General features: G+C 62.7%; 13 protein-coding genes. 4 read left to right on the top strand and 9 right to left on the bottom strand.

Annotation, left to right across the window (positions count from 1 at the left end; translation table 11 throughout):
• The first annotated feature begins 74 nt into the window (after positions 1–74).
• Positions 75–1,694 (top strand): MFS transporter, encoded by a 1,620-nt coding sequence (locus tag ACMCNM_RS00340; RefSeq protein WP_186679273.1) that lies wholly within the window; start codon positions 75–77, stop codon positions 1,692–1,694.
• 180 nt (positions 1,695–1,874) lie between these two features.
• Here the strand turns inward: ACMCNM_RS00340 and ACMCNM_RS00345 are convergent, their stop codons facing one another.
• From ACMCNM_RS00345 to glyQ, 4 genes are read right to left on the bottom strand one after another with little or no spacing between them, the layout of a single operon-like run.
• Entirely contained in the window at positions 1,875–2,645 is a 771-nt protein-coding gene (locus ACMCNM_RS00345) for a lysophospholipid acyltransferase family protein (protein ID WP_027592057.1), read from the bottom strand.
• Positions 2,646–2,705: 60 nt separating this feature from the next.
• Positions 2,706–3,233 carry a D-glycero-beta-D-manno-heptose 1,7-bisphosphate 7-phosphatase gene (gene gmhB / locus ACMCNM_RS00350; RefSeq protein WP_027592056.1) on the bottom strand — a complete coding sequence of 176 codons (528 nt, stop codon included), beginning with the start codon at positions 3,231–3,233 and terminating at the stop codon, positions 2,706–2,708.
• 3 nt (positions 3,234–3,236) lie between these two features.
• The gene (gene glyS, locus ACMCNM_RS00355) at positions 3,237–5,288 is read right to left on the bottom strand and encodes a glycine--tRNA ligase subunit beta (protein WP_412763770.1); all 2,052 of its coding nucleotides are present in this window, start codon (positions 5,286–5,288) and stop codon (positions 3,237–3,239) included.
• Positions 5,285–6,232 carry a glycine--tRNA ligase subunit alpha gene (gene glyQ / locus ACMCNM_RS00360; RefSeq protein ID WP_027592054.1) on the bottom strand — a complete coding sequence of 316 codons (948 nt, stop codon included), beginning with the start codon at positions 6,230–6,232 and terminating at the stop codon, positions 5,285–5,287. Before glyQ ends, glyS begins: the two co-directional genes overlap by 4 nt.
• A gap of 83 nt (positions 6,233–6,315) precedes the next feature.
• Here glyQ and ACMCNM_RS00365 point away from each other — a divergent pair, with 83 nt between their 5' ends.
• The gene (locus tag ACMCNM_RS00365; protein ID WP_412763771.1) at positions 6,316–6,867 is read left to right on the top strand and encodes a DNA-3-methyladenine glycosylase I; all 552 of its coding nucleotides are present in this window, start codon (positions 6,316–6,318) and stop codon (positions 6,865–6,867) included.
• A gap of 41 nt (positions 6,868–6,908) precedes the next feature.
• Complete coding sequence (locus ACMCNM_RS00370; RefSeq protein WP_099427974.1) at positions 6,909–7,796, top strand: lysophospholipid acyltransferase; 888 nt, start codon at positions 6,909–6,911, stop codon at positions 7,794–7,796.
• Between the two features lie 117 nt (positions 7,797–7,913).
• Here the strand turns inward: ACMCNM_RS00370 and ACMCNM_RS00375 are convergent, their stop codons facing one another.
• Genes ACMCNM_RS00375 through def form a run of 5 tightly spaced genes read right to left on the bottom strand, consistent with a single transcriptional unit; the run spans position 7,914 to position 12,437 of the window.
• Entirely contained in the window at positions 7,914–8,222 is a 309-nt protein-coding gene (locus tag ACMCNM_RS00375) for a tetratricopeptide repeat protein (protein WP_099452509.1), read from the bottom strand.
• 11 nt (positions 8,223–8,233) lie between these two features.
• Positions 8,234–9,607 carry a Trk system potassium transporter TrkA gene (trkA, locus tag ACMCNM_RS00380; protein WP_027592050.1) on the bottom strand — a complete coding sequence of 458 codons (1,374 nt, stop codon included), beginning with the start codon at positions 9,605–9,607 and terminating at the stop codon, positions 8,234–8,236.
• A 23-nt stretch (positions 9,608–9,630) separates the two neighbouring features.
• A complete protein-coding gene (rsmB, locus tag ACMCNM_RS00385; RefSeq protein ID WP_027592049.1) occupies positions 9,631–10,941 on the bottom strand; it encodes a 16S rRNA (cytosine(967)-C(5))-methyltransferase RsmB in 1,311 nt (436 codons plus the stop codon).
• The gene (gene fmt / locus ACMCNM_RS00390; protein WP_186679267.1) at positions 10,938–11,870 is read right to left on the bottom strand and encodes a methionyl-tRNA formyltransferase; all 933 of its coding nucleotides are present in this window, start codon (positions 11,868–11,870) and stop codon (positions 10,938–10,940) included. Before fmt ends, rsmB begins: the two co-directional genes overlap by 4 nt.
• Positions 11,871–11,930: 60 nt before the next feature.
• Positions 11,931–12,437 carry a peptide deformylase gene (gene def / locus ACMCNM_RS00395; RefSeq protein ID WP_027592047.1) on the bottom strand — a complete coding sequence of 169 codons (507 nt, stop codon included), beginning with the start codon at positions 12,435–12,437 and terminating at the stop codon, positions 11,931–11,933.
• Between the two features lie 207 nt (positions 12,438–12,644).
• Between def and dprA the strand changes: the two genes are divergently transcribed.
• Positions 12,645–13,742 carry a DNA-processing protein DprA gene (gene dprA / locus ACMCNM_RS00400; RefSeq protein ID WP_412763772.1) on the top strand — a complete coding sequence of 366 codons (1,098 nt, stop codon included), beginning with the start codon at positions 12,645–12,647 and terminating at the stop codon, positions 13,740–13,742.
• Positions 13,743–13,757 lie beyond the last annotated feature (15 nt).

Below are 13,757 nucleotides of genomic sequence, written 5' to 3' on the forward strand. Positions count from 1 at the left end.
GCTTGCGGTCGGAGGCTGCCGACAGTGGAACAAAAAGAATAATCACTGTGGCCTGTGGGCCGAGGACAGCAACGATGTCGGATTACATCCAAGAGCAGGGTGCGACGGCCAGCAGCGCCAGCCGTCGTGAAGAAAGAAAGATCATTTTCGCGTCATCCCTCGGGACGGTTTTCGAGTGGTATGACTTTTTTCTCTATGGCGCGCTGGCGGCGGTCATCAGCAAGCAGTTCTTTGCTGGGGTCAACGACACCACGGCCTTCATCTTTGCCTTGATGGCCTTCGCCGCCGGCTTCCTGGTTCGCCCCTTCGGTGCGCTGGTGTTTGGCCGGCTGGGCGACATGATCGGGCGCAAGTACACCTTCCTGGTGACCATCGTGCTGATGGGCCTGTCGACCTTTGCCGTCGGCCTGCTGCCCACCTATGCCAGCATTGGTATTGCGGCACCGATCATTCTGGTGATCCTGCGCATGCTGCAGGGCCTGGCGCTTGGGGGTGAGTACGGTGGCGCGGCCACCTACGTGGCCGAGCATGCCCCGCCAGGTAAACGCGGCTTCCATACCGGTTTCATTCAATCCACCGCCACCCTGGGCCTGCTGCTGTCGTTGCTGGTCGTACTGGGCAGTCGTTACATCAGTGGTGACCAGTTCGAAACCTGGGGCTGGCGCCTGCCGTTCCTGCTGTCGATTTTCCTGCTGGCGATTTCCACCTGGATTCGCATGAGCATGCATGAGTCGCCTGCCTTCGTGAAAATGAAGGCCCAGGGCAAGATCAGCAAATCGCCGATCCGCGAGTCGTTCACCTCCTGGCCGAACCTCAAGGTGGTGCTCACTGCCCTGTTCAGCATCAATGCTGGCCAGGCGGTGACCTTCTACACCGCGCAGTTCTACGTGCTGTTCTTCATGACCCAGATGCTCAAGATGGACCCCGCCCAGGCCAACACGTTGCTAATCATCAGTGTGGTGATCGGCGCGCCGTTCTTCGTGTTCTTCGGTTGGCTGTCGGACCGGATCGGGCGTAAGCCGATTCTGATGCTCGGTCTGCTGCTGGCCACGGTGCTGTACTTCCCGCTGTTCAAGGCGCTCAGCCATTACGCCAACCCGCAGATCGATGCCGCCAGCCGCCAGGCACCGATCGTCGTGACCGCCGACCCGCAGGGCTGCACCTTCCAGTTCGACCCGGTTGGCAAGGCGCGCTTCGACAGCCCATGCGACAAGGTCAAGACGTTCCTGGTCAAGCAAGGCCTGCCGTACAGCTCGGTGAGCGTGGCTGGCAGCGAGGTGGTGGTCAACATTGGCGACAAGACCATCAATGGTTTCGACGAGACCGCCATGCGCTCGGCGATCGAGCAGGCGGGGTACCCAGCCAAGGCTGATCCGGGGCAGGTCAACCAGGTGATGGTGGTGGTGCTGATCGTGGCGATGATCCTGATCGCGACCATGACCTATGGCCCACTGGCTGCGGTGATGGTCGAGCTGTTCCCGACCCGTATCCGCTATACCTCGATGTCCCTGCCCTACCACATCGGCAACGGCTGGTTCGGTGGCTTCCTGCCGACGGTGTCGTTCGCGCTGGTGGTGTATACCGGGGATATTTTCTACGGGCTGTGGTACCCGGTGCTGGTGACCGGCATCAGCCTGGTGGTGGGGATTTTCTGCCTGAAAGAAACCAAGGACGTGGATATCGACAAGGTCTGACGCAGCTCAGGTTTACCCATAAAAAAACCGGCTTTAAAAGCCGGTTTTTTTATGCCGCGAAAAAACTTATGCACGTTTTTCGCAAATCTGTCATGTGAAGAAATAAACAGCTAATTCAATCACTTACTGAATACATAGAACAGATTGCAGAAAAACTGCTCACAAGTTATCCACAGAAACTCAAGCAGTCTGCTCCTGTGGCTTTTCAGCCGCGGGTGGCAGCGAACCCAGGGCCCTTTGCGTGGCCTCGTTCCAGGCGGCGGCGCGGTCATTGAGCTCGGCAATTGCACGAGGGCCGGTGCCGTTGGCGTACATCGGCTCACCGATCACCACCTCGATGGTGCCGGCACGCTTGCCCCAGCCAGCCTTGGGCCAGAACTTGCCCGCGTTGTGCGCAATGGGCAGCACCGGCAGGCCGGCATTGACCGCCAGCGCGGTACCGCCACGGGAGAACTTGCCGACGGTGCCAAACGGCACGCGGGTGCCCTCTGGGAAGATCAGCACCCACACACCCTGCTTGAGCAGTTCATCACCTTGGCTGGCGACCTGACGCAGGGCTTCTTTGGGGTTGTCGCGGTTGATCGCGATGGGCCGCAGCATGGCCATGGCCCAGCCGAAGAACGGCACGTACAGCAGCTCGCGCTTGAGCACTTGGCTGAGCGGCGAGAAGTACTGGGAAAGGAAGAAGGTCTCCCAGGTGCTCTGATGGTTGGACAGGATCACACACGGCTCATTCGGCACATTCTCGGCACCGGTGATCTTGTAATCGATGCCAAGGATGGTGCGGGTCAAAAATAACGCGCAACGGCACCAGTACACGTTGATGAACGTGTAACGCTTGGGGAACGACAAGAAGGGCGCGACAAAAAAGCTCAGGGAGCACCACAGCAACGAGCTGGTGCCCAGCAGCAGGTAAAAAAGAAAGATTCTGATCGCCTGCAGGATCGACATAGTGGCATGTACCGTTGCGGGGCGTGCCCGCCTGAGAAAATGCGCCCTAAGGCGCACTGTTTAAATTAGTTCTCTGGCGATAGCTGCCAGATCGTCGAAAATCAGTGTAGTTTCAGGGACACCTTTTTCCAGGGTCCGCTCGCCCTTGCCGGTTTTCACCAACACCGGTTGTGCACCGACGGCCAGGGCGGCCTGAAGGTCACCTTGGCTGTCGCCGACAAACCACACGCCGCCAAGGTCGGCCTGGTAGTGCTCGGCAATCGCCCGCAGCATGCCCGGCTTGGGCTTGCGGCAATCGCAGCCTTCATCCGGGCCATGTGGGCAATAGACGATATGGCCCACTTCGCCGCCCTGCTCGGCCACCAACGCACGCAGGCGCGCGTGCATGGCCTCGAGGGTTTGCACCGGGTAATAGCCGCGGGCAATGCCGGACTGGTTGGTGGCCACGGCCACCGTCCAGCCCGCTTTGCTCAACTGCGCGATGGCCTCGACCGAGCCGGGAATGGGGATCCACTCCTCCAGCGACTTGATGTAAGCGTCGGAGTCATAGTTGATCACCCCGTCTCGATCGAGAATCAGCAGTTTCAAGGCTTACCCCAGCAGCGAGATGTCGGCCACACCCAGGAACAGACCGCGCAGGCGGCTGAGCAGGGCATAACGGTTGGCACGGACCTTGGCGTCCTCGGCGTTGACCATCACCGCCTCGAAGAAGGCGTCGACCGGGTCACGCAGGGCTGCCAGGCGGGCCAGAGACTCGCTGTACTGGCGCGCAGCGGCCATCGGTTGCACGGCCTGGTCGGCCTGCTGAATGGCCGAGTACAGGGAGAACTCGTTGGCGTTGTCGAAGTACTTCGGCTCGACCTGTTCGGCGATGGCGCCTTCGGCCTTGCTCAGCAGGTTCGATACGCGCTTGTTCACCGCGGCCAGGGCTTCGGCTTCCGGCAGTTTGCGGAACGCCTGCACGGCCTGCACACGCTGGTCGAAGTCCAGGGCAGAACCCGGCTTCAGGGCACGTACCGACAGGTAGGTGGCCACGTCGATGCCTTCGTCTTCGTAGCGTGCACGCAGGCGATCGAAGATGAACTCCAGCACTTGCTCGGCTAGGCCGGCGGCCTTGACCTTGGCACCGAACTGCTTGACCGCGAACTCGGCCGCACCGGTCAGGTCCAGGTCCAGCTGCTTCTCGATCAGGATGCGCAGCACGCCCAGCGCAGCGCGGCGCAGTGCGTACGGGTCTTTGCTGCCGGTTGGCAGCATGCCGATACCGAAGATACCGACCAGGGTGTCGAGTTTGTCAGCGATCGCCACGGCAGCACCGGTGATGGTCTCTGGCAGCTCGGCGCCAGCACCGCGCGGCATGTACTGCTCGTTCAGCGCCATGGCGACGTCTTGCGGCTCGCCATCGTTGAGCGCGTAGTAGTAACCGGCAACGCCCTGCATCTCAGGGAACTCGCCGACCATCTCGGTGGCCAGGTCGCACTTGGACAGCAGGCCGGCACGCGCGGCGCGCTGGGCGTCGCCGCCAATCAGCGGGGCAATGAACGCGGCCAGCTTGGAAACACGCTCGGCCTTGTCGTACACGGTGCCCAGTTGAGCCTGGAACACCACGTTCTTGAGGCGCTCGTTGAAGGTTTCCAGCGGCTGCTTCTTGTCTTGCTTGAAGAAGAACTCGGCATCGGTCAGGCGTGGGCGCACGACCTTTTCGTTGCCTTCGATGATCTGCTTCGGGTCACGGCTTTCGACGTTGGCCACGGTGATGAAGCGCGGCAGCAGCTTGCCTTCGCTGTCCAGCAGGCAGAAGTACTTCTGGTTGTCCTGCATGGTGGTGATCAGGGCTTCTTGCGGCACGTCGAGGAAACGCTCCTCGAACGAGCACACCAGCGGCACTGGCCACTCGACCAGCGCGGTCACTTCGTCCAGCAGCGCCGGCGGCACGATGGCGCTGCCTTCCTGCTGCAGGGCCAGTTCGGCGGTGCGCTTGGCAATCAGCTCGCGGCGCTCGGCGAAGTCGGCCAGCACGTAGGCTGTGCGCAGGTCTTCGACGTAGTTGGCCGGGGTGGTGATAACCACGTTTTCCGGGTGGTGGAAGCGGTGGCCACGGGACTCACGGCCGGCCTGCTGGGCGAGGATGGTGCAGTCGACGACCTGGTCGCCAAGCAGCATCACCAGCCACTGGGTTGGGCGCACGAACTCTTCGCGGCTGGCGCCCCAGCGCATGCGCTTGGGGATCGGCAGGTCGTTGAGCGAGTCTTCGACGATGGTCGGCAGCAGGCTGGTAGTGGCCTTGCCCGGGATGTGCTGGGAGAAACGCAGCTTGGCGCCGCTCTGGTCGATTTCCGACAGCTCTACACCGCACTTCTTGGCAAAGCCCAGGGCCGCTTGGGTCGGCTCGCCGTCTTTGAAAGCAGCCTGCAGGGGCGGGCCGTCGATGTTGATGCTGCGGTCAGGCTGCTGCACGTCAAGCTGGCGGATCAGCACGGCCAGGCGACGCGGCGCGGCGTATACCGATTTGCTGGCGTAGTTCAGGCCAGCGGCCTGCAGGCCTTTCTCGATACCGGCCAGGAAGGCGTCGCCCAGGCTGGCGAGGGCCTTGGGTGGCAGCTCTTCGGTGCCCAGTTCTACCAGGAAATCTTGAGCACTCATTGTGCAGCCTCCAGCTTAGCCAACACTTCGTCACGCAATTCAGGGGTGGCCATCGGGAAGCCCAGGCGTGCGCGGGCTTGCAGATAGCTTTGCGCCACGTCCCGGGCCAGGGTACGTACGCGCAGGATGTAACGCTGGCGCTCGGTCACCGAGATGGCGCGGCGGGCGTCGAGCAGGTTGAAGGTGTGCGAAGCCTTCAGGACCATTTCGTAGGTCGGCAGCGGCAGCTCCAGCTTGATCAGGCGGTTCGCTTCGCTTTCGTAGAAGTCGAACAGCTCGAACAGTTTCTCGACGTTGGCGTGTTCGAAGTTGTAGGTCGACTGCTCGACTTCGTTCTGGTGGAACACGTCGCCGTAGGTAACCTTGCCGAACGGGCCATCGGCCCATACCAGGTCGTAGACCGAGTCGACACCCTGGATGTACATGGCCAGGCGTTCGAGGCCGTAGGTGATTTCACCGGTGACCGGGTAGCACTCGATGCCGCCCACTTGCTGGAAGTAGGTGAACTGGGTCACCTCCATGCCGTTGAGCCAGATTTCCCAGCCCAGGCCCCAGGCGCCGAGGGTTGGCGATTCCCAGTTGTCTTCGACGAAACGGATATCGTGGACCAGCGGATCCAGGCCAATGGCTTTAAGCGAGCCGAGGTACAGCTCCTGGAAGTTGGCCGGGTTCGGCTTGAGCACCACCTGGAACTGGTAGTAGTGCTGCAGGCGGTTTGGGTTTTCGCCATACCGCCCGTCGGCAGGGCGACGGCTAGGCTGCACGTAGGCGGCGTTCCAGGTCTCTGGGCCGACGGCGCGCAGGAACGTGGCGGTATGGAAAGTGCCGGCGCCTACTTCCATATCGTAGGGCTGAAGCACCACACAACCTTGAGCTGCCCAGTAGTTCTGCAGGGCGAGGATCAGGTCTTGGAAGGTACGCACGGCTGGCGTAGGCTGGCTCACGAAATTCACCTGTATCTGGGGATGCGGATGTAAAGAGCGGGAGTATAACCTGATTCGCCTCGCCCTCTACTCATTGGAGCCTTATGCCACGCTGCTTTTGGTGTACCGACGATCCGTTGTACCAGGCCTACCACGACCAGGAATGGGGAACACCGCAGCGTGATCCGGCGTTGCTGTTCGAGATGCTTTTGCTCGAAGGGTTCCAGGCGGGGCTGTCATGGATCACGGTTTTACGTAAACGCGAGCGTTATCGCGAGGTGATGCATGGCTTCGACCCGGTGAAGTTGGCGCAGATGAGCGATGAACGGATCGAAGCACTGATGCTCGACGCCGGCATCATCCGCAACCGCCTCAAGCTCAAGGCGGCCCGGCGCAACGCCCAGGCCTGGCTGGCTGTGGATAACCCGTCCGAGTGGCTCTGGTCGTTTGTGGGCGGCACGCCGAAGGTCAACCATTTCAAGGACCGAAGTGAAATGCCTGCCGTTACCGATGAAGCGAAGGCAATGAGCAAGGCCCTGCAAAAAGCCGGCTTCACGTTTGTCGGCCCAACCATCTGTTATGCCTTCATGCAGGCCACCGGTATGGTCATGGACCACACCACCGATTGTGATCGCTACGCCGCCTTGGCGCGCTGACGGGGTACAATGCGCGCCTTGCTGAAATAAGGAATTCGCCTGTGGAAAAGTTCAAGGGCGCCCTGATGGTCGGGGTGCTTCGACTGTTCGCCAAGTTGCCCTGGGGCGCTGTGCAGCGCGTCGGCGCCGGTATCGGCTGGCTGATGTGGAAGGTCCCGAACGGGTCGCGCAACGTGGTGCGTATCAACCTCGCCAAGTGTTTCCCGGAGATGGACCCGGCCGAACGTGAGCAACTGGTCGGCCGTGCGCTGAGAGACATCGGCAAATCCTTTGTCGAAAGCGCTTGTGCCTGGATCTGGCCACCGCAGCGTTCGCTGGAACTGGTCAAGGAAGTGCACGGCCTGGAAGTGCTGGAGCAGGCCCTGGCCTCGGGCAAGGGCGTGGTGGGCATCACCAGCCACCTGGGTAACTGGGAAGTGTTGAACCACTTCTATTGCAACCAGTGCAAACCGATCATCTTCTACCGCCCGCCAAAGCTCAAAGCTGTGGATGATTTGTTGCGTGAACAGCGAGTGCAGATGGGTAACCGCGTGGCGCCTTCGACCAAGGAAGGCATCCTCAGCGTGATCAAGGAAGTGCGCCGCGGGGGCCAGGTGGGCATTCCGGCGGACCCGGAACCTGCTGAGTCGGCGGGTGTGTTCGTGCCGTTCCTGGGCACCCAGGCGCTGACCAGCAAGTTCGTGCCGAACATGCTGGCCGGTGGCAAGGCGGTGGGGGTGTTCCTGCATGCGTTGCGGCTGCCGGATGGGTCTGGGTTCCGGGTGATTCTGGAAGCGGCGCCGGAGGCGATGTACAGCACGGATGTGACCGAGTCGGCGGCGGCCATGAGCAAGGTGGTCGAGCGGTATGTGCGTGAGTATCCGAGCCAGTACATGTGGAGCATGAAGCGCTTCAAGAAGCGCCCGGCTGGCGAAGCGCGCTGGTATTGAGATAGTTGGGGGCGCGTTGCGCCCCTTTCGCGACACAAGGCCGCTCCTACAAAGGATCGCGGTTATCTGTAGGAGCGGCCTTGCGTCGCGATGGGCTGCGCAGCAGCCCCGGCAATTTCAGGCTTTATTCAGCTTTTTGAGGAACACTGCCATCTCTTTCTCGGCCTGCTTATCCCCATGGGCCTGCGCCGCCACGATCCCGTCCTCCCAGGCCTTGCGCGCCGCCGCCAAATCCCCCTGCAACTGATACGCCTTACCCAGCAACTTCCACGCTGCCGAATACTTAGGGTCCTGTTCCACGCAACGCGCCAGGTGCACCGCCGCCTCAGCGCCATTGCCCTCGTCCAGCCAGGCCTTGCCAAGGCCGAACCTCAACAGCGGGTTATCCACACCCTTGGCCAGCATCTTCTCCAGCGATTCGCGCATGCCCTCTTCTCCTAGAAGAAACTCAAGCCGACGTGGAACAGCTTCTCCACATCCCGAATGTGCTTTTTATCCACAACGAACAGAATCACATGGTCACCCGATTCGATCACTGTGTCGTCGTGGGCAATCATCACCTCTTCGTCACGAATGATCGCGCCAATGGTGGTGCCTGGCGGCAGGGCGATGTCTTCGATGGCCTTGCCGACCACTTTGCTCGACTTCGAATCGCCATGCGCCACGGCTTCGATGGCCTCGGCCGCGCCGCGGCGCAGGGAGTGCACGCTGACGATATCGCCACGCCGCACGTGGGCCAGCAAGGTGCCGATGGTGGCCAGCTGTGGGCTGATGGCGATGTCGATCTCACCGCCCTGCACCAGGTCCACATAGGCCGGGTTGTTGATGATGGTCATCACCTTGCGCGCACCCAGGCGCTTGGCCAGCAGCGACGACATGATGTTGGCCTCGTCGTCGTTGGTCAGGGCCAGGAAGATGTCGGCGTCGGCGATGTTCTCTTCGAGCATCAGGTCTTTGTCCGACGCACTGCCCTGCAGCACCACGGTGCTTTCCAGGGTGTCGGAGAGGTGGCGGCAGCGGGCCGGGTTCATCTCGATGATCTTCACCTGATAGCGGCTTTCGATGGCCTCGGCCAAGCGCTCGCCAATCTGCCCGCCACCGGCGATGACCACGCGCTTGTTGGTCTCGTCGATGCGTCGTAGCTCGCCCATCACGGCGCGGATGTCTTTTTTCGCGGCGATGAAGAACACTTCGTCATCGGCCTCGATCACGGTGTCGCCGCGTGGGGTGATCGGCCGGTCACGGCGGAAGATCGCCGCCACACGGGTGTCGACGTTGGGCATGTGCGCACGGATCTGGCGCAACTGCTGGCCCACCAGCGGGCCGCCGTAGTACGCCTTGACCGCCACCAGTTGCGCCTTGCCTTCGGCGAAGTCGATTACCTGCAGTGAACCTGGGTGCTCGATCAGGCGCTTGATGTAGTTGGTCACCACCTGCTCGGGGCTGATCAGCACATCGACCGGGATGTGGTCGTTGTGGAACAGCTCTTCGCGGGTGAGGTAGGCCGATTCCCGTACCCGGGCGATCTTGGTCGGGGTGTGGAACAACGAGTAGGCGACCTGGCAGGCCACCATGTTGGTCTCGTCGCTGTTGGTCACCGCCACCAGCATGTCGGCGTCGTCGGCACCGGCCTGGCGCAGCACCGTCGGCAGCGAGCCGCGGCCTTGCACCGTGCGGATGTCCAGGCGGTCGCCGAGGTCGCGCAGGCGCTCGCCGTCGGTGTCGACCACGGTAATGTCGTTGGCCTCGCTGGCCAGGTGTTCTGCCAGCGTACCGCCCACCTGCCCCGCGCCGAGGATGATGATCTTCATCCGCTACTCCCTAACCGTTGTGCTTATCCGCGTGACGCGGCGATCTTGATCAGCTTGGCATAGTAGAACCCGTCGTGGCCGCCTTCCTGGGCCAGCAACTGGCGGCCATGTGGCTGGCGCAGGCCGGCCTCGGTGGCCAGGTCCAACTCACGGGCGCCCGGGGTGCGGGCGAGGAAGGCGTCGATCACCTCGGTGTTCTCGGTCGGCAAGCTCGAGCAGGTGGCATAGAGCAGCATGCCGCCCACTTCCAGGGTTGGCCACAGGGCATCGAGCAGCTCGCCCTGCAACGTGGCCAGGGCCGGAATGTCGTCGGCCTGACGGGTCAGCTTGATGTCCGGGTGGCGGCGGATTACACCGGTGGCCGAGCACGGGGCGTCGAGCAGGATGCGCTGGAACGTTTTGCCGTCCCACCAGCTGGCGGTGTCGCGGGCATCGCAGGCGATCAGCTCGGCGTCCAGTTGCAGGCGATCGAGGTTCTCGCGCACGCGGGTCAGGCGCTTGGCTTCCAGGTCGATGGCCACCACCTGCGCCAGGCCAGCTTCGGCTTCGAGCAAGTGGCAAGTCTTGCCGCCCGGGGCACAGCAGGCGTCGAGCACGCGTTGGCCGGGGGCCAGTTCGAGCAGGTCGGCGGACAGCTGTGCGGCTTCGTCCTGCACGCTTACCCAGCCTTCGGCAAAGCCAGGCAGGCTGCGCACATCGCAGGGCTCATTCAGCACGATGCCGTCACGGCTGTACTGGCAGGCGCTGGCGCCCACGCCGGCCTCAGCCAGCAAGGCCAGGTAGGCATCGCGGCTGTGGTGGCGGCGGTTGACCCGCAAAATCATCGGCGGGTGGGCGTTGTTGGCGGCGCAGATGGCTTCCCATTGCTCGGGCCAGAAGGCCTTCAGCGATTTCTGCAGCCAGCGCGGGTGGGCAGTGCGCACCACCGGGTCGCGCTCCATGCCCGCGAGCAGCGCTTCGCCCTCACGCTGCGCGCGGCGCAGCACGGCGTTGAGCAGGCCTTTGGCCCACGGCTTTTTCAGCTTGTCGGCGCAACCCACGGTTTCGCCGATGGCGGCGTGCGCCGGAATGCGCGTGTAGAACAGCTGGTACAGGCCGACCAGCATCAAGGCCTGCACATCGGCATCGGCCGCTTTGAACGGCTTCTGCAGCAACTGCGCAGCGAGCAGGTCGAGGCGCGGCTGCCAGCGGGCGGTGCCGAAGGCCAGGTCTTGGGTCAGGCCCCGGTCGCGTTCGTCGACCTTGTCCAGTTGTGCCGGCAACGAGCTGTTCAGCGAAGCCTTGCCGCTGAGCACAGCGGCCAAGGCACGGGCGGCGGCCAGGCGAGGGTTCATTGGCCGAGCACCTTGCCGTTGGCGAATTTCTCGCGGCGGCTGTTGAACAAGTCGCTGAAGTTCAGTGCCTTGCCGCCGGGCAGTTGCAGGCGGGTCAGGCTCAGTGCCTGGTCACCGCAGGCGACTACCAGGCCGTCCTTGCTGGCAGACAGGATCTCGCCAGGGGCGCCGTTGCCTGTGGACAACGTGGCAGCCAGCACCTTCACGCTTTCGCCGTCCAGGGTGCTGTGGCACACCGGCCACGGGTTGAAAGCACGCACCAGGCGCTCCAGCTCCACGGCCGGGCGGCTCCAGTCAATGCGTGCTTCGTCTTTGTTCAGCTTGTGGGCATAGGTGGCCAGGGCGTCATCCTGGGCTTCACCCTGCAGCGAGCCGTCGGCAAGGCCAGCAATGGCCTGAATCACCGCAGGCGGGCCCATTTCGGCGAGGCGGTCATGCAGGGTGCCGCCGGTGTCTTCAGCGCTGATCGGGGTGACCACCTTGAGCAGCATCGGGCCGGTGTCCAGGCCCGCTTCCATGCGCATCACGGTCACGCCGCTCTCAGCATCGCCGGCTTCCACGGCGCGCTGGATCGGCGCCGCACCGCGCCAGCGTGGCAGCAAGGAGGCGTGGCTGTTGATGCAACCAAGGCGCGGAATATCCAGCACGGCCTGGGGCAGGATAAGGCCGTAGGCGACCACCACCATCAGGTCGGGCTTGAGCGCGGCGAGTTCCGCCTGGGCATCGGCATTGCGCAGGGTTGGCGGCTGCAGCACCGGGATGTCGTGGGCCACGGCCAGTGCTTTGACCGCGCTCGGCATGAGCTTCTGGCCACGCCCGGCTGGGCGGTCCGGCTGGGTGTAGACGGCCACGATCTCATAGGGGCTGTCGAGCAGTGCCTTGAGGTGTTCGGCGGCAAACTCTGGAGTGCCTGCGAAGACGATGCGCATGGAGTTCTCGCTGCAAAAAAGAAAAAGGCTTGCCGGAGCAAGCCTTCTGGAAGGTGGGGATCAGGCTTGCTGGCGGTGCTGCTTTTCCAGTTTCTTCTTGATCCGGTCGCGTTTGAGCGTGGACAGGTAATCGACGAACAGCTTGCCGTTGAGGTGATCGAACTCGTGCTGCACGCACACGGCCAGCAGGCCTTCGGCTTCGAGCTCAAACGGCTTGCCGTCGCGGTCCTGGGCTTTGACGCGCACCCGCAGGGGGCGGTCGACGTTTTCGTAGAAGCCAGGCACCGACAGGCAACCTTCCTGGTACTGGCCCATGTCGTGGGTCAGTTCTTCGACGACGGGGTTGATGAAGACCCGCGGTTCGCTGCGGTCTTCGCTCAAGTCCATCACCACCACTTGCTTGTGGACGTTGACCTGAGTCGCAGCCAGGCCGATGCCAGGCGCTTCATACATGGTTTCAAACATGTCGTCGATCAGCTGGCTTAGGGCGTCGTCGAACACCGTCACCGGTTTGGCGAGGGTGCGCAGGCGCGGGTCCGGGAATTCGAGAATGTTCAAGATGGCCATAAGGTCGGGCAGTCACTGTGCGTTCGGTTGAAAACTGAGCACACATAATAAAGGTAATCGGGGCATTCGGCACCTGGCAAAGCTCGGCTAGGGTTTAAACGGACGGCTTATCACCCATTTGATGGACAGGTTGTCAAAGCGTTATCAACACAGTTATCCACAGGTTGTGCCACGTCGATGGCCCCGTTTCGATCAAGGATGATCCTCATGTTGACCCACCATTCGTCGCCTTGCGCGCCTGCCGAACTGGAGGCGAGGTTGCGCCTGCACCGCCTGCCGGACACAGGGTTACGCCGCTTTCACAGCCTGCTGAAAGCTTTTGGCAGCGCGTCTTCGGCGCTGAGTGCGCCGGCCGCAGCCTGGCGCGCACTGGGCATTCCGCATGCCAGCATCGAAGCCCGAAGAAGCGCCGAAGTGCGTGACGGTGCACTGGCTGCAATGGCCTGGTTAGAGCGCCCGGGCCAGCATTTACTGATGTGGGACAGCCCTGGCTACCCTGCTCTGCTGGCCGAAACCGACGACCCGCCGCCGTTGCTTTTCGTCGCTGGCGACCCTGCATTACTGGAAAGGCCACAGTTGGCAATTGTGGGCAGCAGGCGTGCTTCACCGCCCGCGCTCGACACTGCCCGAGCATTTTCCCGCTACTTGGCGCAGACGGGTTTTACCATTACCAGCGGCCTGGCACTGGGTATCGATGGTGCCGCTCATCGGGCAGCGTTGCAGGCCGGGGGCGGCACAATTGGGGTGCTCGGGACGGGGCTGCAAAAACTTTATCCACAGCGCCATCGCGAGCTTGCCCAAGCGATGATCGACAGCGGCAGCGCGCTGGTTTCCGAGTACCCGCTGGATGCCGGCCCGCTGCCGGGCAATTTTCCGCGGCGTAATCGCATCATCAGTGGCTTGTCGCTGGGCGTATTGGTTGTGGAGGCGAGCTTGGCCAGTGGCTCGTTGATCACGGCGCGCTTGGCGGCTGAGCAGGGCCGCGAGGTGTATGCCATCCCAGGCTCCATCCACCACCCGGGGGCCAAAGGCTGCCACCAGTTGATTCGCGACGGTGCGCTGCTGGTGGAGAGCGTGGAACAGATTCTGGAAAGCCTGCAGGGCTGGCAGAACTTGCCCCCGGCCATTGTTGAACAACGTGATCACCCCCTGCTCGCCTTGCTGCATGCCGCGCCACAGACTACCGAGAGCCTGGCCCACTGCAGCGAACTGACGTTGGCTCAGGTGATGGCGCAGCTCACCGAACTGGAGCTTGAAGGGCGGGTCAGCAATGAAGCCGGGCGTTGGTTTGCCCGCGTTGGCTAAGTACACTGCTCACAA

The sequence above is a fragment of the Pseudomonas sp. NGC7 genome, assembly GCF_047159675.1.
Classification (GTDB): domain Bacteria; phylum Pseudomonadota; class Gammaproteobacteria; order Pseudomonadales; family Pseudomonadaceae; genus Aquipseudomonas; species Aquipseudomonas kermanshahensis.

Excerpts from the sequence above, each read along its gene's own strand:
- ACMCNM_RS00340 (WP_186679273.1), top strand. The coding sequence starts at position 75 with ATGTCGGATTACATCCAAGAGCAGGGTGCGACGGCCAGCAGCGCCAGC.
- ACMCNM_RS00345 (WP_027592057.1), bottom strand. The coding sequence starts at position 2,645 with ATGTCGATCCTGCAGGCGATCAGAATCTTTCTTTTTTACCTGCTGCTG.
- glyS (WP_412763770.1), bottom strand. The coding sequence starts at position 5,288 with ATGAGTGCTCAAGATTTCCTGGTAGAACTGGGCACCGAAGAGCTGCCA.
- ACMCNM_RS00365 (WP_412763771.1), top strand. The coding sequence starts at position 6,316 with ATGCCACGCTGCTTTTGGTGTACCGACGATCCGTTGTACCAGGCCTAC.
- ACMCNM_RS00375 (WP_099452509.1), bottom strand. The coding sequence starts at position 8,222 with ATGCGCGAATCGCTGGAGAAGATGCTGGCCAAGGGTGTGGATAACCCG.
- trkA (WP_027592050.1), bottom strand. The coding sequence starts at position 9,607 with ATGAAGATCATCATCCTCGGCGCGGGGCAGGTGGGCGGTACGCTGGCA.
- rsmB (WP_027592049.1), bottom strand. The coding sequence starts at position 10,941 with ATGAACCCTCGCCTGGCCGCCGCCCGTGCCTTGGCCGCTGTGCTCAGC.
- fmt (WP_186679267.1), bottom strand. The coding sequence starts at position 11,870 with ATGCGCATCGTCTTCGCAGGCACTCCAGAGTTTGCCGCCGAACACCTC.
- def (WP_027592047.1), bottom strand. The coding sequence starts at position 12,437 with ATGGCCATCTTGAACATTCTCGAATTCCCGGACCCGCGCCTGCGCACC.
- dprA (WP_412763772.1), top strand. The coding sequence starts at position 12,645 with ATGTTGACCCACCATTCGTCGCCTTGCGCGCCTGCCGAACTGGAGGCG.